This is a genomic window from Mesobacillus sp., assembly GCF_057785455.1.
Genome location: NZ_JBYNSB010000033.1, coordinates 39,455 through 62,294 on the forward strand (window position 1 = coordinate 39,455; position 22,840 = coordinate 62,294).

22 protein-coding genes and 1 other annotated feature are annotated in these 22,840 nt (G+C 43.8%); of the genes, 21 read left to right on the forward strand and 1 reads right to left on the reverse strand.

Annotation, left to right across the window (positions count from 1 at the left end; genetic code table 11):
* Window positions 1-14: 14 nt before the first annotated feature.
* From AC3EBE_RS12790 to thrS, 16 genes are all read left to right on the forward strand, one after another.
* On the forward strand, window positions 15-731 hold the full coding sequence (locus AC3EBE_RS12790; protein WP_488595424.1) for a response regulator transcription factor: 717 nt from the start codon (window positions 15-17) through the stop codon (window positions 729-731).
* On the forward strand, window positions 728-2,500 hold the full coding sequence (gene pnpS / locus AC3EBE_RS12795; protein WP_488595425.1) for a two-component system histidine kinase PnpS: 1,773 nt from the start codon (window positions 728-730) through the stop codon (window positions 2,498-2,500). Before AC3EBE_RS12790 ends, pnpS begins: the two co-directional genes overlap by 4 nt.
* Before the next feature lie 314 nt (window positions 2,501-2,814).
* Window positions 2,815-3,783 carry an FtsH protease activity modulator HflK gene (gene hflK, locus AC3EBE_RS12800; protein ID WP_488595426.1) on the forward strand — a complete coding sequence of 323 codons (969 nt, stop codon included), beginning with the start codon at window positions 2,815-2,817 and terminating at the stop codon, window positions 3,781-3,783.
* Window positions 3,776-4,711 carry a protease modulator HflC gene (hflC, locus tag AC3EBE_RS12805; RefSeq protein WP_488595427.1) on the forward strand — a complete coding sequence of 312 codons (936 nt, stop codon included), beginning with the start codon at window positions 3,776-3,778 and terminating at the stop codon, window positions 4,709-4,711. Before hflK ends, hflC begins: the two co-directional genes overlap by 8 nt.
* A 442-nt stretch (window positions 4,712-5,153) precedes the next feature.
* Window positions 5,154-7,787 carry a DNA polymerase I gene (polA, locus tag AC3EBE_RS12810; protein ID WP_488595428.1) on the forward strand — a complete coding sequence of 878 codons (2,634 nt, stop codon included), beginning with the start codon at window positions 5,154-5,156 and terminating at the stop codon, window positions 7,785-7,787.
* A gap of 53 nt (window positions 7,788-7,840) precedes the next feature.
* Window positions 7,841-8,668, forward strand: a complete 828-nt coding sequence (mutM, locus tag AC3EBE_RS12815) for a DNA-formamidopyrimidine glycosylase (RefSeq protein ID WP_488595509.1) — start codon at window positions 7,841-7,843, stop codon at window positions 8,666-8,668.
* Between the two features lie 98 nt (window positions 8,669-8,766).
* On the forward strand, window positions 8,767-9,399 hold the full coding sequence (gene ytaF / locus AC3EBE_RS12820; RefSeq protein ID WP_488595429.1) for a sporulation membrane protein YtaF: 633 nt from the start codon (window positions 8,767-8,769) through the stop codon (window positions 9,397-9,399).
* Window positions 9,400-9,425: 26 nt separating this feature from the next.
* Window positions 9,426-10,022 (forward strand): dephospho-CoA kinase, encoded by a 597-nt coding sequence (gene coaE, locus AC3EBE_RS12825; protein WP_488595430.1) that lies wholly within the window; start codon window positions 9,426-9,428, stop codon window positions 10,020-10,022.
* Between the two features lie 269 nt (window positions 10,023-10,291).
* Window positions 10,292-11,323 carry a glyceraldehyde-3-phosphate dehydrogenase gene (locus tag AC3EBE_RS12830; protein WP_488595431.1) on the forward strand — a complete coding sequence of 344 codons (1,032 nt, stop codon included), beginning with the start codon at window positions 10,292-10,294 and terminating at the stop codon, window positions 11,321-11,323.
* A 570-nt stretch (window positions 11,324-11,893) separates the two neighbouring features.
* Window positions 11,894-12,274 carry an adenosylmethionine decarboxylase gene (gene speD, locus AC3EBE_RS12835; protein ID WP_488595432.1) on the forward strand — a complete coding sequence of 127 codons (381 nt, stop codon included), beginning with the start codon at window positions 11,894-11,896 and terminating at the stop codon, window positions 12,272-12,274.
* A gap of 103 nt (window positions 12,275-12,377) precedes the next feature.
* The gene (locus AC3EBE_RS12840; RefSeq protein WP_488595433.1) at window positions 12,378-12,776 is read left to right on the forward strand and encodes a hypothetical protein; all 399 of its coding nucleotides are present in this window, start codon (window positions 12,378-12,380) and stop codon (window positions 12,774-12,776) included.
* Between the two features lie 144 nt (window positions 12,777-12,920).
* On the forward strand, window positions 12,921-13,382 hold the full coding sequence (gene nrdR, locus AC3EBE_RS12845; RefSeq protein WP_488595434.1) for a transcriptional regulator NrdR: 462 nt from the start codon (window positions 12,921-12,923) through the stop codon (window positions 13,380-13,382).
* A 419-nt stretch (window positions 13,383-13,801) separates the two neighbouring features.
* Complete coding sequence (locus AC3EBE_RS12850) at window positions 13,802-15,214, forward strand: replication initiation and membrane attachment family protein (RefSeq protein ID WP_488595435.1); 1,413 nt, start codon at window positions 13,802-13,804, stop codon at window positions 15,212-15,214.
* 5 nt (window positions 15,215-15,219) lie between these two features.
* The gene (gene dnaI / locus AC3EBE_RS12855) at window positions 15,220-16,152 is read left to right on the forward strand and encodes a primosomal protein DnaI (RefSeq protein ID WP_488595436.1); all 933 of its coding nucleotides are present in this window, start codon (window positions 15,220-15,222) and stop codon (window positions 16,150-16,152) included.
* A 137-nt stretch (window positions 16,153-16,289) separates the two neighbouring features.
* Window positions 16,290-17,165, forward strand: coding sequence for a putative sporulation protein YtxC (ytxC, locus tag AC3EBE_RS12860; protein WP_488595437.1), 876 nt, complete (start codon window positions 16,290-16,292; stop codon window positions 17,163-17,165).
* A 360-nt stretch (window positions 17,166-17,525) separates the two neighbouring features.
* On the forward strand, window positions 17,526-19,457 hold the full coding sequence (gene thrS / locus AC3EBE_RS12865; protein ID WP_488595438.1) for a threonine--tRNA ligase: 1,932 nt from the start codon (window positions 17,526-17,528) through the stop codon (window positions 19,455-19,457).
* 101 nt (window positions 19,458-19,558) lie between these two features.
* Here the strand turns inward: thrS and AC3EBE_RS12870 are convergent, their stop codons facing one another.
* Entirely contained in the window at window positions 19,559-19,762 is a 204-nt protein-coding gene (locus AC3EBE_RS12870) for a hypothetical protein (RefSeq protein ID WP_488595439.1), read from the reverse strand.
* A gap of 243 nt (window positions 19,763-20,005) precedes the next feature.
* Window positions 20,006-20,132 (forward strand) — a sequence feature (ribosomal protein L20 leader region).
* A 129-nt stretch (window positions 20,133-20,261) separates the two neighbouring features.
* Here AC3EBE_RS12870 and infC point away from each other — a divergent pair.
* The 5 genes from infC (at window position 20,262) to AC3EBE_RS12895 (ending at window position 22,730) form a co-directional block, all read left to right on the forward strand.
* Entirely contained in the window at window positions 20,262-20,765 is a 504-nt protein-coding gene (gene infC, locus AC3EBE_RS12875) for a translation initiation factor IF-3 (RefSeq protein ID WP_144477486.1), read from the forward strand.
* Between the two features lie 16 nt (window positions 20,766-20,781).
* Window positions 20,782-20,982: a 50S ribosomal protein L35 gene (rpmI, locus tag AC3EBE_RS12880; RefSeq protein WP_023627047.1), complete on the forward strand. Its 201-nt coding sequence runs from the start codon at window positions 20,782-20,784 to the stop codon at window positions 20,980-20,982.
* Between the two features lie 37 nt (window positions 20,983-21,019).
* On the forward strand, window positions 21,020-21,379 hold the full coding sequence (rplT, locus tag AC3EBE_RS12885; protein WP_488595440.1) for a 50S ribosomal protein L20: 360 nt from the start codon (window positions 21,020-21,022) through the stop codon (window positions 21,377-21,379).
* 541 nt (window positions 21,380-21,920) lie between these two features.
* On the forward strand, window positions 21,921-22,199 hold the full coding sequence (locus AC3EBE_RS12890) for a DUF1294 domain-containing protein (RefSeq protein WP_488595441.1): 279 nt from the start codon (window positions 21,921-21,923) through the stop codon (window positions 22,197-22,199).
* A gap of 60 nt (window positions 22,200-22,259) precedes the next feature.
* The gene (locus AC3EBE_RS12895; RefSeq protein ID WP_488595442.1) at window positions 22,260-22,730 is read left to right on the forward strand and encodes a TVP38/TMEM64 family protein; all 471 of its coding nucleotides are present in this window, start codon (window positions 22,260-22,262) and stop codon (window positions 22,728-22,730) included.
* Window positions 22,731-22,840 lie beyond the last annotated feature (110 nt).

The window sequence follows — 22,840 nt, forward strand, 5'->3', positions numbered from 1 at the left end:
TTTTGGAGGCATATATGGACAAGAAGGTCTTGGTTGTTGATGATGAACAGTCAATCGTTACGCTGCTTAAGTATAACCTGGAACAGGCAGGCTATACGGTTGTGACAGCAATGGATGGGGAAGAAGGAATCAAACTGGCAGCAGAAGAGAAGCCGGATTTGATGGTATTGGATTTAATGCTTCCCAAGCTCGATGGCATCGAAGTGTGCAAGCTGCTTCGACAGCAAAAAATAAATGTGCCTATTTTAATGCTGACTGCCAAGGATGATGAGTTTGACAAAGTGCTTGGCCTTGAGCTTGGGGCGGATGATTACATGACAAAGCCATTCAGCCCGCGTGAGGTTGTGGCAAGGGTAAAAGCGATTCTGCGCAGAGTACAAACCCTTCCTGAACCTGTCGAGGAAAAGGGTGAGGAAGAAGGACAGATCCGCATCGGGGAACTAAAGATACTGCCGGAATTCTATGAGGCTTATTTTATGGACCAGCTGCTTGAATTCACGCCTAAGGAATTTGAATTACTCCTTTTCCTGGCAAAAAATAAAGGCCGTGTTCTGACCCGTGACCAGCTGCTGAGCTCCGTTTGGAATTATGATTTTGCTGGAGATACAAGGATTGTCGATGTACATATCAGCCACTTGCGCGAAAAAATCGAACAAAATACAAAAAAACCGTCCTATATCAAGACGATTCGCGGTCTTGGTTATAAGCTGGAGGAACCTAAGGGAGAATGACAAAGTACCGGACAAGACTGCTTTTTGCCCTTATAACCCTGATCATCATCGTTTTGCTGGGCCTGGGCCTAGTGCTTGGGCAGCTATTCAAAAATTACTATATTCATTCATTCAATGAACGGATCAAAATAGAAATGAGCCTGCTAACCTCCAATATTGAGCAGAATGGCGGCCTGGATTCGCTTAATCCCGAGGAGATTTCAAACATGGGCAAGCTTTTGGATGCCCGGATTACACTGGTGGATATGGATGGCAAGATCCGTTACGATACTGGTGAAATTTCTGATGAAAAGATGGGCAGGCATCAAGAAATCATTGGGGACATTGTTGAGGATAAACCAGGGGAACAGAGCGACCTGGAAATCGGCGGAGGCTATGACCTGCATTATTATTGGAAACCGCTTATCCTTAACAAAGAAAAAGAAGGTTATGTTTTTTTAACGACCAAGATTGACGAACTTCAAAAGGCATATCGGGAGATCTGGTGGATTTTGTCTGTCAGCCTGGGAATGTCCATGATTGTTATCATCATTCTCGGGTCCCGGATAACAAATCGCTACACAAAGCCAATTGAGTCGGCAACAAACGTTGCAATCGAGCTTGCAAAAGGAAACTACCGTGCACGGACATACGAAGACCACATTGATGAAACCGGTATGCTCAGTGCATCTATCAATGTTCTGGCCAGGAATCTTCAGGAATTGATGAAGCAGAAGGAGTCCCAGCAGGACCGCTTGTCAACTTTAATTGAAAATATGGGCAGCGGTTTGATTTTAATCGACAGCAGAGGGTATATCAATTTGATTAACCGTCCCTATAAAGAAATATTCAATGTTGACCCTTCTGAATATCTCGATAAGCTTTATTATGAAGTAATTGAGCATGATGCAATCACCCAAATGGTTGAGGAAATCTTCATGACCGAGCAAAAAGTCCGGAAACAGGTAGTACTGCCACTTGAAATTGAGCGGCGGTATTTTGAGGTATACGGTGTGCCGATTATTGGAACGAACAATGTCTGGAAAGGGATCCTCCTTGTTTTTCATGATATTACCGAACTGAAGAAACTGGAACAAATGCGGAAGGACTTCGTCGCGAATGTCTCACATGAATTAAAGACACCAATTACGTCGATAAAAGGATTTTCCGAGACGCTGCTTGATGGCGCGATGAATGATCAGGAGACACTGAAAGCTTTCCTGGATATCATTTTAAAAGAAAGCAACCGCCTGCAAATCCTGATACAGGAGCTGCTCGACCTTTCCAAAATCGAACAGCACGGCTTCACGCTGACAATCGGTAAAGTAAATCTGGAAAAGGAAGCGGAGGAAGTACTGGGAATCCTGCGGGGCAGAGCTGCAGTAAAAGAGATTCAACTGGAGCTTGCGCCTGTCATAGGCAATGTTGAAATCGATGGAGATGCTGATCGGTTGAAACAAGTGCTGATTAACCTTGTCAGCAATGCCATCACCTATTCCCCGAATGGCGCTACAATCAGGATTTCCCTGATAGAGCAGGGAGAAAAGGTTTCATTAGTGGTGAAGGATTCTGGAATTGGGATTGAGAAGAATGAAATTCCCCGTATTTTTGAGCGGTTTTACCGGGTAGATAAAGCAAGGAGCAGGAATTCAGGCGGAACGGGCCTTGGTTTGGCCATCGTGAAGCATATTATAGAAGCACATAAGGGATCCATTGAAGTCACGAGTGAGGTAGGAAAGGGAACAACCTTTACGATCAAATTGCTTAAACGTTTTCCTGAGAGTTCTTGAATATACGGTTAAGTCCACATGAATTAAACAGCCGGCTGAAGCCGGCTGTTTTTTTTTTACTTGCAATCTGGTCACTTCCTGGATAAATTTACAATGTCTTAACAATGGATTTATTTTTGCTTAACACTGTGCTGCTACAATCTTTATTGAAGACCCCTTCATCCAAGGAGCTCAGAAAAGGCACAAGCAGACCCCGCTTGTGCTTTTTCTCATTGTCTATATAGGCCTTTTGGATTATGCTTTTTTTTGAAACTTTTTAATGTTTAATCCGTAAAAACAAACATAGACAAAAGGATAGAAAAGAGGGGAAGAGAATGGTTAGCTTAAAAAGGATTTATGTTACGACCGGGATTGTTGTCCTGGCGCTGCTTCTAGGACTTGTTGCTTTCACGACCTGGTATACGGTAGATGAATCGGAACAGGCAGTCATTTTGACGTTCGGAAAGGTTGAGGAGGGAATCAGTACACCTGGCTTGCACTTCAAGCTGCCATGGCCAATCCAAAGTGTGGAGAAACTGTCGAAGGAAACATTCAGTTTACAATTTGGCTATGAACAAAAGAATGGGGAAATTAAAGAATTTCCAGATGAAACGAAAATGATCACAGGCGATGAAAACATCGTTCTGGCAGATCTGGTTGTCCAATGGAAAATAACTGATCCTGCAAAATATCTTTACAATGCGGATGAGCCAAAGGAAATCCTATATGATGCTACTTCTGCATCTGTTCGGAGTATCATCGGAAGCTCCAAAATTGATGATGCCCTGACCTCAGGAAAAGCCGAAATCGAAGCTGAAGTACGTGACCTGCTTTCAACGCTAATAGCCAAATACGATATGGGCGTATCAGTCCTTGGTGTAAAGCTGCAGGACGTTGAACTTCCAAATGCGGAAGTGCGCACGGCGTTTACAGATGTTACGGATGCGCGAGAGACAATGAACACAAAGATAAATGAAGCCAAAAAATACAGAAATAAGCAGCTGAATGAAGCGCAGGGTGAAAAGGATGCTCTGATCTCAAGGGCAGAAGGTGAAAAAGCGGCCAGGATAGAGCGCGCCAGAGGGGACGTTGCAGTCTTCAATAAGCTGTATGCGGAATACAAGCAAAGCCCGGATATTACTAAACAGCGTCTGATCCTCGAAACTTTGGAACAGGTTCTGCCAGGAACAGAAATATACATCATGAACGATGAGGGGAATACGATGAAATATTTCCCGATTCGCCCGCTTGAAACAGAAAAGCCGAAGTCGGAAAAGGAAGGCAGTGAGAAGGATAATGGCTGATCAAAACGTAATTGATATCAATGAGCGCGGCGGCGGCTCTTCTAATTTAAAAAATTATACGAAGCTGGGGATTTTTCTCATTATCCTAATCGCGTCACTGGTGATCATTTTCACAAATGTCTTTATCGTAAAGCAGGGTGAATACAAGGTGGTCCGCCAATTTGGTGAAGTTGTAAGAATCATAGAGGAGCCGGGGCTGAATTATAAAATCCCGTTTGTTCAAAGCGTGACGACATTGCCTAAGTATCAATTAACCTATGATGTATCTCAGGCTGAGATCAATACAAAGGATAAAAAGAGGATTTTGATCGATAACTATGCGATCTGGCGAATCGAAGACCCGAAAAAAATGATTTCAAACGCAAGGACACTCGAAGGGGCAGAAGGCAGAATGGAGGAATTCATTTACTCTGTCGTCCGTTCCGAGCTAGGGCAGCTGGATTATGACGAAATCATCAATGATGAGAAGTCATCCCGGGGTTCATTGAATGATAGGGTAACAGAAAAGGTGAATGATCTTCTAGCTGGAGGAAACTACGGTATCGAAGTAACCGATGTGCGTATGAAGCGGACTGACCTGCCAGCAGAGAATGAGAAATCTGTTTTTACAAGGATGATTTCCGAACGTGAATCCAAGGCTCAGGAGTACCTTTCCATGGGGGATGCCGAGAAGAACCGGATTGTAGCCCAGACCGACCGTGAAGTAAAGGAGCTCCTCGCCAAGGCCTCAGCAGATGCTGAAACGATCCGTGGTGAAGGGGAAGGAGAGGCAGCAAGGGTGTATAACCAGTCCTTCTCCAAGGACCCTGAATTCTACACAATGTTCCGGACGCTCGAATCCTATAAAAAGACCATCAATGGCGAGACGGTCATCGTCCTTCCATCCAACTCCCCATACGCAAGAATGCTGATGGGCTACACAAACTAATACTGAAACACTATAACAAGGCCGTTATTTTTCTTTCTATCATCTCTCATGATAAAATAGAAAGGGATTTAACGGTCTTTATTATTGTTTAGATCTATGTTTATATAGGGTGCTTTGCGAAAGTTGAAATTTTCTTAAATGAAGGCTTTGTTAAACAAGGCTGTTGATTTTTGTTCCAGGCGCTTCGCTTTCCTCTGAAGAATTATGAAAAACCCAACTGCTGGCTTTTTTATGAGCAAATTCTTCTTGGGGCGTGCGGTGAGCCTCCTCGTCGCTCCGCTTCTGCGGGGTCTCACCTGCCCGCTAAATCCCGAAGGAGTCTATGCGCCTTCCACTACAATCAACAGCGTTTATAAATCAACCTTCAGCTTTAACTGAGCCTAAATGAAAAAATGCTGCCAGTACTTACATGGAAAACTTTCATAAAATGAGGAGGAAACACATGTCTAAAAAACTTGTTTTGATAGATGGGAACAGTATAGCCTACCGTGCGTTTTTTGCGCTGCCGCTATTGAATAATGAAAAAGGGATACATACGAATGCTGTTTATGGTTTTACAATGATGCTAATGAAAATTCTTGAGGATGAAAAGCCATCGCACATCCTGGTTGCCTTTGATGCGGGGAAAACGACCTTCAGGCACAAGACTTTCAGTGAATACAAGGGCGGGAGACAAAAGACTCCGCCTGAGCTATCAGAGCAATTTCCTTTCATTCGTGAATTATTGAAGGCATACAGCATTCCTCAATATGAGCTGGAAAACTACGAAGCCGATGATATTATTGGCACTTTAAGCTTGCTGGCTGAAAAAGAAGGCTTCGAAACCAAGGTCATCTCTGGAGATAAGGATTTGACTCAATTAAGCTCTGACCATACAACTGTCAGCATTACACGAAAAGGAATCACCGACATTGAGGAATATACACCTCAGCATATCCAGGAAAAGTACGGGCTGACTGCAGAGCAGATTATCGATATGAAGGGTCTTATGGGGGATGCTTCCGATAATATACCGGGCGTTCCAGGAGTAGGCGAGAAAACAGCGATCAAGCTTTTAAAAGAGTATGGGACCCTTGAAAACCTGCTGCAGTCAATCGATAAGGTGAGCGGGAAAAAGCTCCAGGAAAAGCTGGAGGAATTCAAGGACCAGGCAGTGATGAGCAAGGAGCTTGCAACCATAACAAGGGAAGCACCTGTAGAAATTGGGCTTGACCAATTGGAATATGAAGGCTCGGAAAAAGAGAAGGTCATAAAAATCTTCAAGGAGCTGGGCTTCAATTCATTGCTGGACAAGGTTGGCGGGGATGTAGAAGCTGGTGATACAGTCGAGCTTGAGGAGATCGAGTTTGAACAGCCTGAGCAAATCAGTGCGGAGATGTTAGGCAGTGACAGCGGCTTTTATGTGGAAGTATTGGAAGACAACTATCATTATGCTGATATTGTCGGCTTTGCAGTCGTAAGCGAAAAAGGAAACTTCTATCTGCCCGCCAAAATGGCTCTGGAATCAGAGGCTTTCAAAAAATGGGCAGAAGATGAAACTTGCAAAAAGACAGTGTATGATGCAAAAAGTTCAGAAGTTTCATTGCGCCACCAGGGCATTCATCTGAAGGGCGCTGACTTCGATGTCGCGCTTGCTTCCTACATCATCAACCCGTCCGAATCCCATGATGACCTTGCGGAAGTAGCAAGGCAGCATGGTTTTATGAGTGTCCAGTCAGATGAGGCTGTATATGGAAAAGGTGCCAAGCGAAGGATTCCAGAGGAAAATACGCTTGGGGAACACCTCGTACGCAAGGCAGCAGCTTTGACGTCCTTGAAAGAGAAGCTCGAGAATGAGTTATGGGAAAATGATCAGCATGAGCTATTCAGCAGTCTTGAAATGCCGCTTTCTCTTGTCCTGGCCGATATGGAATACCAGGGCATCAAGCTCGATATGGAGCGTCTTGGAAATATGGGGGAAGAAATCAAGGGCCGGCTTGCTGAAATTGAGACAAAGATTTTTGAAATGGCAGGAGAGCAATTCAATATTAATTCTCCTAAGCAGCTAGGAATCATCCTTTTTGAAAAACTGGGTTTGCCGGCAGCAAAGAAGACAAAGACAGGCTATTCCACGTCTGCTGATGTTCTTGAAAAGCTCGCACCAAAGCATAAAATCATCGAGGAAATCCTGAACTATCGCCAGCTTGGAAAGCTTCAGTCCACATATATTGAAGGACTGCAGAAGGTCGTCAATAAAGGAACGCAGAAGGTGCATACAAGGTTCAACCAGGCTCTGACTGCCACCGGAAGATTAAGTTCCACAGATCCAAACCTGCAGAATATCCCCATCAGGCTGGAGGAAGGCCGGAAGATCAGACAGGCTTTTGTTCCATCAGAAAAGGATTGGGTCATCTTTGCGGCTGACTACTCGCAAATTGAGCTGAGGGTGCTCGCACATATTGCAGGCGACGAAAAATTAATCGAGGCCTTCCAGAATGATATGGATATCCATACAAAGACCGCGATGGAGGTCTTCAACGTAGGCGCTGAGGAAGTCACTTCGAATATGCGCCGCCATGCCAAGGCAGTTAACTTTGGAATCGTATATGGAATCAGTGATTACGGCCTTTCTCAAAGCCTTAGCATTACGAGAAAGGAAGCGGGCGAATTCATTGAACGTTATCTGGAAAGCTATCCTGGTGTGAAACAGTATATGGATGAGATCGTTAAGGATGCTAAACAAAAGGGATATGTGCAGACTCTGCTCCATCGCCGCAGATACATCCCGGAAATCACAAGCAGAAATTTCAATTTGAGAAGCTTTGCAGAACGGACAGCAATGAATACGCCAATCCAGGGCAGTGCGGCGGATATTATTAAAAAGGCCATGATCGATATGGCTGAAAGGCTGAAGGATGAAGGCCTGAAGTCAAGGCTGCTGCTCCAGGTGCACGATGAATTGATCTTTGAAGCACCAGAGGACGAAATTGAAACGCTGAAGAAGATCGTTCCGGACGTCATGGAAAACGCAATCGAGCTTAAAGTCCCTCTTAAAGTGGATTACGCTTATGGCCCAACGTGGTACGACGCCAAGTAGATGCTGGGCTAAAGGATAACAGAATGGAAATAAGCCAGGAAAGGCGGGATCGTATGCCTGAATTGCCAGAGGTAGAAACCGTACGGAGAACTCTTGAGGTTCTTGCAATTGGGAAAGAAATCGGCCAGGTCTCAGTTTTCTGGCCGAAAATGATCAAGCGCCCTGATGAAGTCGAGCAATTCAATGATGCACTGAAGGGGCAAACCATCAAGGAAATCGGACGGAGAGGGAAATTCCTCATCCTTTATACGGAACTTTACGCACTTGTCTCCCATCTCCGGATGGAGGGCAAGTACGGCCTATTTAAAGCAGATGAACCTGTGGACAAGCATACGCATGTGATCTTTCATTTTACCGATGGCACTCAATTGCGATATAAGGATGTCCGCAAGTTCGGAACCATGCATTTGTATGAAAAAGGTAAAGAGTTTGATACCCAGCCTCTTGCGGATCTGGGTCCGGAGCCTTTTTCAGAAGAGTTTACGCTTGAGTGGCTATCAGAAAAACTTAAGAAGACAAATCGAAAAATTAAACCTGCATTGCTGGATCAAAAAATCCTTGTCGGGCTTGGGAACATTTATGTAGATGAAGCATTGTTCAGAGCTGGCATCCATCCGGAGCGGATTGCGAATACCCTCACTCCCGAGGAGGAGGCAGTTTTACACAAGGAAATTGTCAGCACGCTTTCCGAGGCTGTTGAAAAAGGCGGCAGTACCATCCGCTCTTATGTCAATTCACAAGGCCAGATAGGGATGTTCCAGCTGCAGCTTTTTGTGTATGGCCGCAAAAACGAGCCATGCAAAGTATGCGGAACACCACTGGAAAAAACAGTTGTAGGCGGAAGGGGCACACATTACTGCCCTAAATGCCAGCAGCTGTAATCGCCCAATAATTCATTTGATAGACAGGTTGTTTTACTCACCATAAATAGGCTCCTTCCATATACTAACGTAGCGATTGACAGGAAGGAGCTTAGTTTATGGCGCAAACAATCTCCCTGCTTTTACTTGCATTCGCTGTCAGTCTTGACAGTTTTAGTGTAGGGTTAACGTATGGATTGCGGAAAATGAAGATACCGCTGAAATCAATAGCTGTAATCGCGGTTTGTTCAGCAGCTGTTTTGATGGCTGCGATGATGATTGGGCAACTTTTGGAGAGCTTTTTCTCGCCTGATTTGGCAGAAAAGCTTGGCGGGGCTGTGTTGATTTTGCTTGGGGGATGGATTCTTATCCAGTTTTTTCGTCCCGATAAAAACGAACTGCTCTGTCATGAAAAAATCATTATGAATTTTGAAATAAAGTCCCTGGGCATTGTCATCAATATCCTGAAGAAGCCGATGACTGCTGACTTTGACCGCTCAGGTACAATTAACGGTATAGAAGCCGTCATGCTTGGCCTTGCCTTGTCGCTTGATGCGTTCGGCGCGGGTATCGGCGCCGCTTTGCTTGGTTTATCACCGGCAAAATTGGCTCTTGCGGCAGCCTGCATGAGTTCGATTTTTGTCTATGCAGGAATGAAGCTGGGCAGTTACTTTGCCAAGAGCGGCTGGATGCAGAAATTTTCATTTGTACCAGGAATTTTATTAATCATTATTGGGCTTCTTAAAATGTAAATGCCCGGCGAAAGGATACAGGAACAATGTCACTAGTTATTGGATTGACTGGAGGGATAGCAAGCGGGAAAAGCACCATATCGGCGATGTTTGCCGAAATGGGCATTCCAGTCATCGATGCCGATATCGAGGCCAGGCTTGCAGTTGAAAAAGGAGAAAAAGCATACAGCGACATTGTCAGTTTTTTTGGTGAGGAAATACTCGATGAAAATGGAGCTATAAATCGCCCGAAATTAGGCAGTATTGTGTTCAATGACAGTGAAAAAAGAAAAATGCTTAATTCAATTGTCCACCCAGCTGTCCGTGGAAGGATGGCTCAAAAAAGGAAGCTTGCGGAAGAAGCAAACGAAAAAGCGATCGTGATGGATATCCCGCTTTTATTCGAGAGCAAGCTGACAGCGCTAGTGGAAAAAATTATTGTTGTCTACGTCAATGAACAGACACAGCTGGAAAGGCTGATGGACCGAAACGGTTTTTCTAAGGAAGAGGCAATGGCCAGAATCAATTCGCAGATGCCGATTCAGGATAAAGTCGGTCTGGCAGACGCGGTCATTGACAATAACGGCAGCATTGAGGAAAGTAAACAGCAGCTTAAGGACATTTTGAAGAAATGGGGAATCTAAAGAGCCTGGAATGGCTCTTTTTTTTATTGTCTTCATAACTTTCATTTCTCTGGTTATAATCCGGATTTCCAATAATAAAATCCCTGTTCTTTCCCTTTGAATCTTGTTTACTCCAAAATAATCCCAGTATAACTTTCAGTTATTATTATCAGAATTATTTTAAATTTAAAATGTGTGCTTTTATATATCACAAATAAATTTTAATATGTTATACTAATACCATACAAAGGGGTTATTAAGTATAACACTAATTCGGAAGGGGCCGTATAATGAAGGCGAGAATAGCGATAAACGGTTTTGGGAGAATTGGCAGAATGGTTTTCAGAAGAGCCATTTTGGAAAACAATTTCGAAGTAGTAGCAATTAATGCGAGCTATCCAGCAGAAACGCTGGCGCATTTAATTAAATATGATTCAACACATGGACAATTCTCAGGGGAAGTAATTCCTGCTGACGATCACTTAATCGTTAACGGTAAAACAGTTAAGCTATTAAGCAATCGTAATCCTGCTGAATTGCCATGGAAAGAAATGAAGATTGATATTGTCATAGAAGCTACCGGCAAGTTCAATTCACGTGACAAAGCAGCGCTTCATCTAGATGCTGGCGCCAGGAAAGTGATCCTGACAGCACCTGGAACAAATGAAGATATCACTATTGTTATGGGTGTAAATGAAAGCGCATTAAATATTGAAGAGCATGACATTATTTCCAATGCGTCCTGCACAACAAACTGCCTTGCTCCTGTGGCAAAGGTTCTTGATGATACATTCGGAATTGATAACGGCCTGATGACAACAGTCCATGCATACACGAATGACCAAAATAATATCGATAATCCGCATAAGGATCTGCGCAGAGCGCGTTCATGCGGCCAGTCAATCATTCCAACTTCGACTGGAGCAGCAAAAGCGCTGTCTCTTGTACTGCCTCAGTTAAAAGGGAAATTGCATGGTATGGCATTGAGGGTTCCAACACCAAACGTCTCACTTGTAGACCTTGTGGTTGACCTGAAACGTGAAGTGACTGTGGATGAAATCAATGATGCTTTCTATTCAGCAGCAAAGGGCAAGCTGAATGGAATTCTTGATATCACAACCGATCCGCTTGTTTCGATCGACTTTAACACGAATGAGCATTCAGCGATCATCGATGGACTGTCAACAATGGTAATCGGTGCAAACAAGGTGAAGGTACTGGCATGGTACGACAATGAATGGGGCTATTCCAGCAGAGTCGTGGACCTTGCAAAGCATGTAGCCCATGCCATGTCAAATTCACCGGCCATGAAGGTTGGTTGAACAAATTTGCAAGAAGCTTGCCGGGATTAGATCCGGCAGGCTTTTTTTTGTTATTAGAGCCCTAAGTTTTTTGTTAACACCTGTTGATTGTAGTGGAAGACGCGCAGACTCCTTCGGGAAGCAGCGGGACAGGTGAGACCCCGCAGGAGCGCAGCGGCGGGGAGGCTCACCGCACGCCCCAAGAAAAATTTGCTCTTGAAAAAGCCGGCAATTGTGCTTTTTCATAATTTTTCTGAGGAAAGCGAAGCGTCTGGAGCGAAAATCAACAGACTTATAACGAACCAAAAATCAATGAATAGAAGCGCCAGTAAAAAGTCAGAAAAGCCTTTGTTATAGCAATATATGAAACTAGGTGAGATTAAACTGAAAAATCGCTAAAAAATTTTGTTTTCATGTGTTGCAAAATAAATATAAAGGAAGTATACTAGTCATCGTGAACTTCTTAATAACGGTACCAATTGGCTACTTAAAGGGTTAGGACCTCTCTGGACTAACTTTCCCCCGTGGTAGTTAAGATACCATTGAAACTAAGGATTTCATTCTAATAATGTTAGAGGGGGAAATTGAATAATGGAAACAATGGGACGTCATGTAATTTCTGAACTTTGGGGTTGCGATTTTGAAAAATTGAATGATATGGAGTATATTGAACAGACTTTCGTTTCAGCTGCTTTAAAATCAGGTGCTGAAATCCGCGAGGTTGCATTCCATAAATTTGCGCCGCAGGGTGTAAGCGGAGTTGTCATTATCTCTGAATCTCATTTAACTATTCACAGCTTCCCAGAACATGGATACGCAAGCATTGATGTTTACACATGCGGCGATCTAAATCCTAATATTGCAGCTGACTATATTGCAGAAGCTCTTGGCGCTCAAACTCGTGAGAACATCGAACTTCCGCGCGGAATGGGCCCTGTGCAAGTGAAACAGGCACAAGCTAAAGCTCTATAATTGAAAATATGAATGTACAAGAGGTGTAGCGATACACCTCTTTTTAATTTATTTTGAAAATACGGTACACTGTAACTATAACAAATTGCAGGAGGACCATTTTATGTTCAAAGCCCTTACAGGTCGTTTTCAAAAATTTAGTGGAACAAGCGAGAACAGCAGCGACGAGCAGCTGAGGACGCGATATTATAAAGCGAATTTCAACCAGGTCTTTCAAACCGTAGAAGATCTTCTGAGATCAGAGCCGTCAGCGAAAATCACAAGCGTGTCAAAGGAGCATGGGGAAATTTCAGCTGAGCTGAACAGGGGAATTCCTGCCTTTTTAACAGTGACCATTGTGACGACGAAGCCATTCGAGACTGCGGTGGATATGCATATCTCAACAGAAAAGTTTTCTTTGGCAGGTGTGAACCCTGCCCTAAGAAAAGATATGTCCCATTTTTATCAAAAATTGGACAAGGCGCATACATATATTGGTTCGGGTATTCATGGAAATAAATAGTTCCTCTTGTCCGGCTTTCATCTTTTTTATAAGATATTAGTAAGGAATAAAGAAAACTCGCCGATTGGCGGCGAAAAAGGAAAGCGCCTGCATTATGCGGTTATCCATCACTACATTATTTCAAGATATTCGGAGCTGATCGAAATGAAATGTCCAACTTGCCAAAATAATTCTACCCGAGTCCTTGATTCAAGACCGGTTGATGATAGCCGTTCCATTCGCCGCAGACGTGAATGTGAAGAATGCGGGTATCGGTTCACTACCTTTGAAAAAGTGGAAGAAATTCCTTTGATTGTGGTCAAGAAAGAAGGAACGCGGGAGGAATTCAACCGTGAAAAACTCCTCAGAGGCTTGATTAAGGCCTGTGAGAAACGTCCGGTCGCTTTGAAGGAATTGGAGGAACTTGCTTCAGAGGTTGAAAAGGAACTCAGGAGCCAGGGCGTTTCTGAAGTGAAAAGTGAAGCAGTGGGCGAAATGGTCATGGACAGGCTTGCCAATGTAGATGAGGTTGCCTATGTCCGGTTTGCATCTGTTTATCGCCAATTTAAAGATATTAATGTTTTTATTGATGAACTGAAGGACTTGCTTAAGAAGGAAAGATCATAATTGTTTAAATAAGGCTGTTTTCGCAAAGATTGTTGCTTTCATTAATATTGAATTAAGGTCCTGTTGATTGAGCGCGTAGACTCCTGCGGGATGAAGCGGGCAGGTGAGACCCCGCAGGAGCGAAAGCGACGAGGAGGCTCAGCGCACGCCCTAGGAAAAATTTGCTCTTGAAAAAGCCGGCTATTGGGCTTTTTCATAATTTTTCAGAGGAAAGCGAAGCGCCTGGAACGGAAATCAACAGCCTTTTATTGCAAAGCCTTCTTTAAAAAACCATTTAGAAGGTGATTTCAAAAGCATATAGAATAGCAACAAAGTATTAGAAAAGAGCCTTAAATAAAAAGTATGTCATAAATATTTAAGAAATCCTGAGGAAGCTGAAGGGAACTTCAGCTTTTTTTATAGACATGGAGGGGTATGTGATGGCTCAGCATTGGCAGGAAACATTGCCTATAGATCAGTATATTGTTGCTTCCGGAGGACTGCTGCATGAATATGATCGCAAAGTGCTGACCTTTTTATATCAGCCTTTAATTGGTCCATCATGTTTAAGCCTTTACATGACGCTATGGGCAGAGCTTGAAGAAAACCGGCTTTGGTCAGAGCCGGTGACACACCATAATTTAATGACCGTCATGGATATGAACCTGAAGGATATTTACCATGCACGCCAGAAGCTGGAAGGAATGGGCCTGCTGAAGACTTTTGTGAAAAATGGGGAGGATGGCCGCTCTTTTATCTATCAACTTCAGCCGCCGCTTACACCTGAACAGTTCTTCCTGGATGGAATGCTGAATGTATACCTGTATCGCAAGGTTGGCAAAAATCAATTCCTGCGGCTTAAGCGGTTCTTCAGCGACAGAATAGTGGCTCCAAACCTGGAATACGCGGAAATAACTAAAGAATTTCAGGATGTGTTCGCCTCTGTATCGCCTGAAGCATTAATGCAAAATCCAGAATCAGCTCTTGATTTGCAATCAGCAGACGGAACCGCTTTTATCGGAAGAGCTGAGCCGAATAAAATCCAGATCCCGCTGGAAGAATTCAATTTTGAATTGCTGATCGGCGGCATGAAGGAAACTCTATTGCCGAAAAAAGCCTTCACCGCCAAAGTGAAGGAAGCGATCAGCAATCTTGCTTTCCTGTATGGAATTGATGCGCTGAAAATGAAAAATATCGTCCTAAGCGCTGTAAATGCGGATAACGAGATCGATATTGAGGAATTGCGGAAGGCAGCGCGCGACTGGTATCAATTTGAATACCAGGACCAGCTTCCGGCGCTGCTTGACCGTGTTCAGCCTGCCCAGCATAAAGCAGGGATTGAAGAGCCGAAATCGCAGGAGGAGGAACTGATCCTCTATTTTGAAAGAACCTCTCCCCGCCAGCTCCTGATTGATTATTCCGGCGGCGCTGAGCCTTCGAAATCAGATTTGCAAATCGTGGAGGATATTATATTCAACCAGAAATTGCTTCCGGGAGTCGTGAATGTTTTGGTTGATTATGTTATGCTCAAGACTGATAAGAAGCTGACAAAGGGATATATCGAGAAAATTGCCAGCCACTGGGCACGAAAGAAAATATCGACTGTCAAGGATGCGATGCAGCTGGCTAAAAATGAACACCGTCAATACCTCGACTGGGCGGAGGGCAAGAAAGCCCCTGCTGCACAAAATAAGCGCAAGCCAGTCCGTAAAGAAGTATTGCCTGATTGGTTCGGAAAGAAGCTTGAGGATGAACAAGCAGGACAGGCAGCGGGTGCGGTAGAAGACGCTGATTACGAAACAGAGAAGAGAAAACTTGAAGAAGAACTGAAGAAATTTAAATCCGGGAGGTGACTCCAATGCAAAATATAAATGAAACTCTAAAAAAACTGGCGAATAACCAGAATTTCCAGAGCCGCTATGAGGCAATCAAACGGCAGGTCATGCAGGACCAGCATGTTAAACAATTCCTTGACGAAAATGCAGATAGCATAACCCGCGAAATGCTGGACGGAAGCATGAGCAAGCTGTATGAGTTCACAAACCAGAGCAAGGGATGCGAAGACTGTCCTAGTTTGTCTGCGTGCAGGAATATGATCAAGGGCTATGAGCCTGAACTTTTTATCAAAGGGAAATATATCGAAATTAAATATGACCGCTGCAAGAAAAAAGTCGTTCATGACGAACAGCAAAAGCATGCCCGCCTGATCAATAGCATATATGTGCCCAAGGAGATTTTGAAGGCATCCTTCGGCGGCATCGAGCTTGATGATCAGGGAAGATTCAAGGCAATTAAGATGGCCAAGGATTTTGTTGAGAATTATGAACCAGGCAAGAAGCAGAAAGGACTTTTTCTGCACGGTCCGTTCGGGACAGGGAAGTCATACCTTCTTGGAGCCATCGCCAACGAGCTTGCTCAAAAGCAAGTAAGCTCCTTGATTGTCTATGTGCCTGAATTCTTCAGGGAAATGAAAAACGCAATCGGCGACCACAGTGTAAATGACAAGCTGGAAGCGATCAAAAAAGCAAATGTCCTGATGCTTGATGATTTAGGAGCTGAAACAATGAGCAGCTGGGCACGCGATGAGATTTTGGGGACGATCCTGCAATTCCGCATGCTCGAAAACCTGCCGACATTCTTCACCTCCAATTTCGACCTGAAAGGGCTGGAGCATCATTTGACGCACAGCCAGCGCGGAGAAGAAGAGCAGCTCAAGGCCGCGAGAATCATGGAGCGGATCAAGTATCTGGCCGATCCGGTCAAGGTAGAAGGCAAGAACCGCAGAATATAAAGCAAATTAACACATGAATGCCGCAGCCTGCACTGCGGCCTCTTTTTTTGACCGGATAATCTGCAATTACTCCACTTCTAAATTGGCCAAGTTCCCCATATATATAATCAGGGATTATTTATAAAGGGGGGATATGGTTGATTGAAATCATCTTCCGAAAAAAGCAGGATGCCTGGAAGCTGTACCAGCATCTGATCACCAGGCTCGCTTCATGGCAGGAAACGAATGTTATTCTTCTTAATGAAGATCGAAATAGAGTGCAAATACCTGAAGAATTTTTTAAAGATGGGCTGCTCACCGAGCTAAAAAACAGTTTTTATGATTTTTTGATTTTGACAAAGCGGGATGATTGGTTCAGGTCCATATTGGCGGATGGATATTTTTTTACCGATGAGGAGGAGCAGGAACAAATCATTGATATCATCTACTCCGTCCTGGAAGGTGAACGGGAGGAACTGACCCCATTCCTGGAAGGATTCGATGAGGAGGGGCATATTAAACAGGCGATCAATGAGATTTTTAATGAAAAGATCTCTTTCTCGTTCGATTCTTTTGTGAAGTTCAGGCTGAAGGCCTATTTGGAGCGGCTATCCCAATGGCTGGAAGTAGCCATTGATGAATACAAAATGGAACAGGAATATCAGGTGTTTATCCATACTCTTCGTAATTTCCTGGCAGACAGGAATTCACAGATGAATCATCTGTATCTGATCATTGGTGAAAATATGTCCTTTTATAACCAGCATTTTACAGAACTCAAGCGAAGCGATCTGTTCAAGGCCATCGACCGAAGACTGCTTGTCAATCACCCGGTGTACGTCGACTCTGCGACAATTGCTCCGCTATTGTCAATCGCGCCAAACAGGATTTATTTATATACTGATGACCAGCAGCAGCCTCTCGTTCGTACCATCCTCAATATTTTTGAGGAAAGGGTCGAAGTGAGCCCGATTTCTGCGTTTGAATTGGATCGGATGAATTTTTTTAACAAGGATAATGAAAATGTACGATAGCCTACTTGATTTTCAAAACATTACAAACTATAATTACGTACATACTTAAATTATTTAGCAAAAGTAATGATAAGGATACGGGCTTTCTTGAAAGGTTTCCAGAGAGGGAAGGCAAGGCTGAAAACTTCCTAACACTAAAGAGATGCTTACCACCTTTGAACTCCAGCTATGAACGCTTCTTTGCAAGTATTGGCTGGCGGCAGCTGCCGTTATCTCAACCAAGTCATTCCTGTGCCTCTTTTGGCGTGGGATGAAAAATTGGGTGGAACCACGTGTGATCAAACTCGTCCCTGTTTCAGGGGCGGGTTTTTTTATTTTTTTGCGCAAAAAATGCGCATATCTTAAAAGGAGGAAAAGCCAATGGCAGACATGTTAAAAATTTCGTTTCCAGATGGAGCAGTGAAGGAGTTTCCGGCAGGAACATCTACTGAAGATATTGCGAGCTCAATCAGCCCGGGCCTCAAGAAGAAAGCCATTGCCGGTATGGTAAATGGAAAGCCGTATGATCTCCGCAGACCGATTGAAGAGGACGTGTCCATCGAGATCGTGACACCTGATCATCCGGAAGCTTTAGAAATCCTGCGCCACAGCTCAGCTCACTTAATGGCACAGGCAATCAAGCGTCTTTATAAAAACGTCAAACTTGGAGTCGGTCCTGTAATTGAAGGCGGATTCTATTATGATATCGATATGGAGGAGTCATTGACTCCAGAGGACCTTCCTGCGATTGAAAAAGAAATGAACAAAATCATCAATGAAAATATTGAGATTGTCCGTAAAGAGGTCAGCCGTGAAGAAGCTGTAGAATTCTTCAAGGAAATCGGTGACGAATATAAGCTTGAGTTGATCGAGGCGATTCCGGCTGATGAAAAAGTGACTCTGTATGAGCAGGGAGATTTTGTTGATCTTTGCCGCGGTGTCCATGTCCCATCAACAGGCAAATTGAAGGAGTTCAAGCTGCTCAGCATTGCTGGCGCATACTGGCGCGGAGACAGCGACAACAAGATGCTTCAGCGTATCTATGGTACTGCTTTCTTCAAGAAAGAGGATTTGAAAGAGCACCTCCGATTGATTGAGGAAGCAAAGGAACGCGATCACCGCAAGCTTGGCAAAGAGCTTGACCTATTCACTAACTCTCAAAAGGTTGGCCAGGGACTTCCGCTTTGGCTTCCAAAGGGCGCGACAATCCGCCGCATTATTGAGCGTTACATTGTCGACAAGGAAGTAAGCCTTGGTTATGACCATGTCTACACTCCTGTAATGGGAAGTGTTGAGCTGTACAAAACATCCGGCCATTGGGACCACTACCAAGAGAACATGTTCCCTGTAATGGAAATGGAAAATGAGCAGCTAGTATTAAGACCGATGAACTGCCCGCATCACATGATGGTGTACAAAAACAGCATCCACAGCTACAGAGAGCTTCCAATCAGGATCGCTGAGCTTGGAACGATGCACCGTTACGAAATGTCAGGAGCTCTTGCCGGGCTTCAGCGTGTACGCGGCATGACTTTGAATGACGCACATATCTTTGTCCGTCCCGACCAGATCAAGGAAGAGTTCAAGCGCGTTGTTCAGCTGGTCCTTGAAGTATACAAGGACTTCGACATGAATGATTATTCCTTCCGTCTGTCCTACCGTGATCCAGAGGACAAGGAAAAGTACTTCGATGATGACCAAATGTGGGAAAAAGCCCAGGCCATGCTTAAGGAAGCAATGGATGAAATGGGTCTTGAGTACTTTGAAGCAGAGGGCGAAGCGGCATTCTACGGTCCTAAGCTTGACGTCCAGGTAAAGACTGCGCTTGGCAAAGAGGAAACTCTTTCAACTGTCCAGCTTGATTTCTTGCTTCCAGAGCGCTTCGAATTGACTTATATCGGAGAAGACGGAAAGCATCATCGCCCAGTCGTTATCCACCGCGGTGTAGTATCGACGATGGAACGATTCGTTGCCTTCCTGATCGAAGAATACAAAGGTGCATTCCCAACTTGGCTTGCTCCAGTCCAGGCTCAGATTATTCCTGTTTCACCAGCTGTACACTTCGATTATGCTCGTGAAATCAAGGAAAAGCTCAAGGCAGAGGGCTTCCGTGTTGAGATTGACAGCCGTGACGAGAAGATCGGCTACAAAATCCGTGAAGCTCAAATGCAAAAAGTTCCTTATATGCTGGTTGTCGGTGACAACGAAGTGGCTGATAAGGCTGTCAATGTCCGTAAATACGGCGAACAAAAATCAGAAACAGTATCATTCGACGAATTCCTGGAAGCTTTCAGGAAAGAAGCGAAGAAATAAAAAAAATGAGAGGAGCCGCGGGGCTTCTCTCATTTTTTTATTTACCAGCTGCCAGCATGAGCATGCCTTGGTGTAAATGTGCTGTTTGAATGGGCATTTTTTTACTCCAGTGGTTTTGAGCAGGATGGGCAGAGGTTCTTGGTATAGCTCCGCTGGATTCTCTCGCCGCAATACCTGCAGGATTTCAGCATCACAGGCTTATTGTCAATATCATTTGCAAAACCATAGCCTGTCCGGTAAAACTTCAGGGCGCTGCCTGCAAGCAGGCCTGTGACGACACCAGTAATTATGATTGCAACCAGCATTAAAAACACCAGCTTTCTTTGGTTCTATAGAAAAGTCGGATTCTTCTAGAAGTTCAATTAACTGCTTTGTTAAATTATATCAAAATGCATGATGATAAGCTGTGATAAATATATTTTCAAAAAAAGTATTGCAGGGTGTTTTTCTATCTGATAAAATACTTTTTGTTGCAGTTAACGAAAGTGATTCGTTTGACACATCAAATTCTTTGTGTTATATTAGCAAAAGTGAACTGAATACAAGTTTTAGGAAAGAAGAAGCACCCGCTTCTCACCTGGCTGACGCATTCTGGCTGTTGGCAGGTAATACGTAAACGTCTTATTATTTTGTTTTCGTAAGTGTGGGTGTTGTCGCCTGCACTTTTTTTATTGCAAAATAAAAATGGACCATATCGTATGTCATTGTGTGAGCAAGATGAGGCTTCGGCCGGCAATGTACTTCTTCTCCTGGACAATGTATTCGATAAAACCCTGGAGGTGGCTAATTATTAGCAAAGATGCGATGTTACTAAACGAGGGAATTCGTGCTCGCGAAATTCGTCTGATCGATCAAAACGGCGAGCAATTAGGAATCAAATCCAAAGCTGAGGCTCTTGAGATCGCAGCGCGCGTCAATCTTGATCTTGTGCTTGTTGCACCGAACGCGAAGCCTCCTGTAGGCCGAATCATGGACTACGGAAAATTCAAGTTCGAACAGCAAAAGAAAGAAAAAGAAGCACGCAAGAACCAAAAAATCATCACAACCAAAGAAGTCCGTCTTAGCCCGACAATTGATGAGCATGACTTCAACACGAAGTTGCGCAATGCCATCAAGTTCCTGGAAAAAGGCGATAAAGTTAAAGCATCAATCCGTTTTAAAGGACGTGCTATAACACACAAGGAAATCGGTCAGCGTGTTCTTGATCGCTTCTCTGAAGCTTGCAAAGATGTAGCGACAATCGAATCGCATCCAAAGATGGATGGCCGAAGCATGTTCCTGGTCTTAGCACCTAAAACTGAAAAGTAACGAGGAGGAAGTCCCTATGCCAAAAATGAAAACTCACCGCGGCACTGCCAAGCGTTTCAAGAAAACTGGAACTGGCAAGCTTAAGCGTTCACACGCGTACACTAGCCACTTATTTGCTAACAAGTCTACAAAAGCTAAGCGTAAGCTTCGCAAATCTGCAATTGTTTCAAAAGGCGATTTCAAACGTATTCGTCACATGCTTGACAACATTAAGTAAATTCGAGCGATCTCGATTTATATAGGAGGGAAATTACATGCCACGTGTAAAAGGCGGTACAGTTACGCGCAAGCGTCGTAAAAAAGTCATTAAATTAGCAAAAGGTTATTACGGTTCAAAACATACATTATACAAGGTTGCTAACCAGCAGGTTATGAAATCCCTAATGTATGCATTCCGCGACCGTCGCCAGAAGAAGCGCGACTTCCGCAAACTTTGGATTGCTCGTATCAACGCAGCAGCTCGCATGAACGGCCTTTCTTACAGCCGTATGATGCACGGCCTGAAGCTTGCTGGTATCGAAGTAAACCGCAAGATGCTTGCTGAACTTGCAGTAAGCGATGCAGCTGCATTCGCTCAATTAGCAGAAACAGCTAAAAGCCAATTCAACAAGTAATTAACTTATAAGATCTAAGCCATTCTCGTATGAGGATGGCTTTTTCTTGTTTTTAGGGGAGGTTTTTTGCAGTGATTGTGGTTGAGTCATACGGATGGTAATACTATTATGGTGTTGAGTTGTTGCTGAGGTGAGACCTGAATATGAACTTCGAACACGATGTTGTGTAGTTCTATAAGGATACCAAGTTCCGTTCAGAAGTCATTGGGAGGTCATCCAGCGGTAAAAGCCTTATCTATATATGGGGTCTTAATTAGCCGTAATTGCTTCAACTGGAATTAAAAACAGTTCAACTGGTATTAAAATGCTTCCAATTGGTATTAAATCCTTTCCAACTGGTATTATCTTGTTCTCAACTGGTATTATCCTTCATTACGGACATAATGCAGCTGTCCCAACTCAATAAATAAACAAGGTTACCTAAATGATAAATCCTCCATCAAAAAAGAACCTCAATCAATCCATATCTAAGCTATAATGAAGCGGGGAGCAATACCTCAAACTACATATTGAACAATGCATTTAAAGGAAGTGAAAAACAATGGATCTAATCCTAATCGTAATTGCGCTTATCGTTATAATGAACTTGATTGGCTTTTTCATCATGGGAGCCGATAAAAAACGGGCAAAAAAGAATGTTTATAGAATCAGTGAGAGTACGCTGTGGAATGTAGCTTTCCTGGGAGGCGCCATTGGGGCTGCGGCGGGTATGAAGCATTATCGCCATAAAACAAAGCATGCCCAGTTCAAGTATGGGCTGCCTGTACTTGCCGTTATTGAGGCTGGTATTTTTGGATATATTTTAAAGCTTTTAGCATAACAGCCTGGGCAATTCTATATGTTTTATTAGCATCCTAGATTGCCAAGGCAGGTGACATATATGGAAGAGCTTTGGTCCTTGCTGCTGATAGTTTTTGAGTCAGGGAGCTGGTATGCCCCTGCACTCTTCATTACTTTTCATATCTTTCGGCAATTCTTATTCATTCCCCCTGCAGTAGTCTGTATTGCAGGCGGCCTGCTGTTCGGCATGATCCCGGGAATCCTTTATTCTTTAATCGGCCTGACCGGTGCGAGTATCTTTTTTTATCTATTAATGAATCAGGCCCCTGCGGCAGAAGGTAAACTGCGCAAAATTAAGCTGCGGCTGGTCGGGCGGTACAGAGATTTGACGATTGCCCAGGTCACGCTGCTCAGGCTGATTCCGGTCATTCATTATCACTTGCTAAGCTTTTGCCTCTACGAACGATATCGCAGCTTTAAAATTTTTGTAAGGGCCAGCTTTCTGGCAAATATACCATTTACAATCTTTATACATTATTCGGCGAATACATTGGCCATTTTAATGCTATAACAGGAGCCCTCCTGACAGCTGCTATTTTGATATTCACTTATTTGCTCAGGGAAAAAATAGCGTTTATTAAATGGCGGGAATTTTTCAATTCGACTATGTAAAAAGCGTCC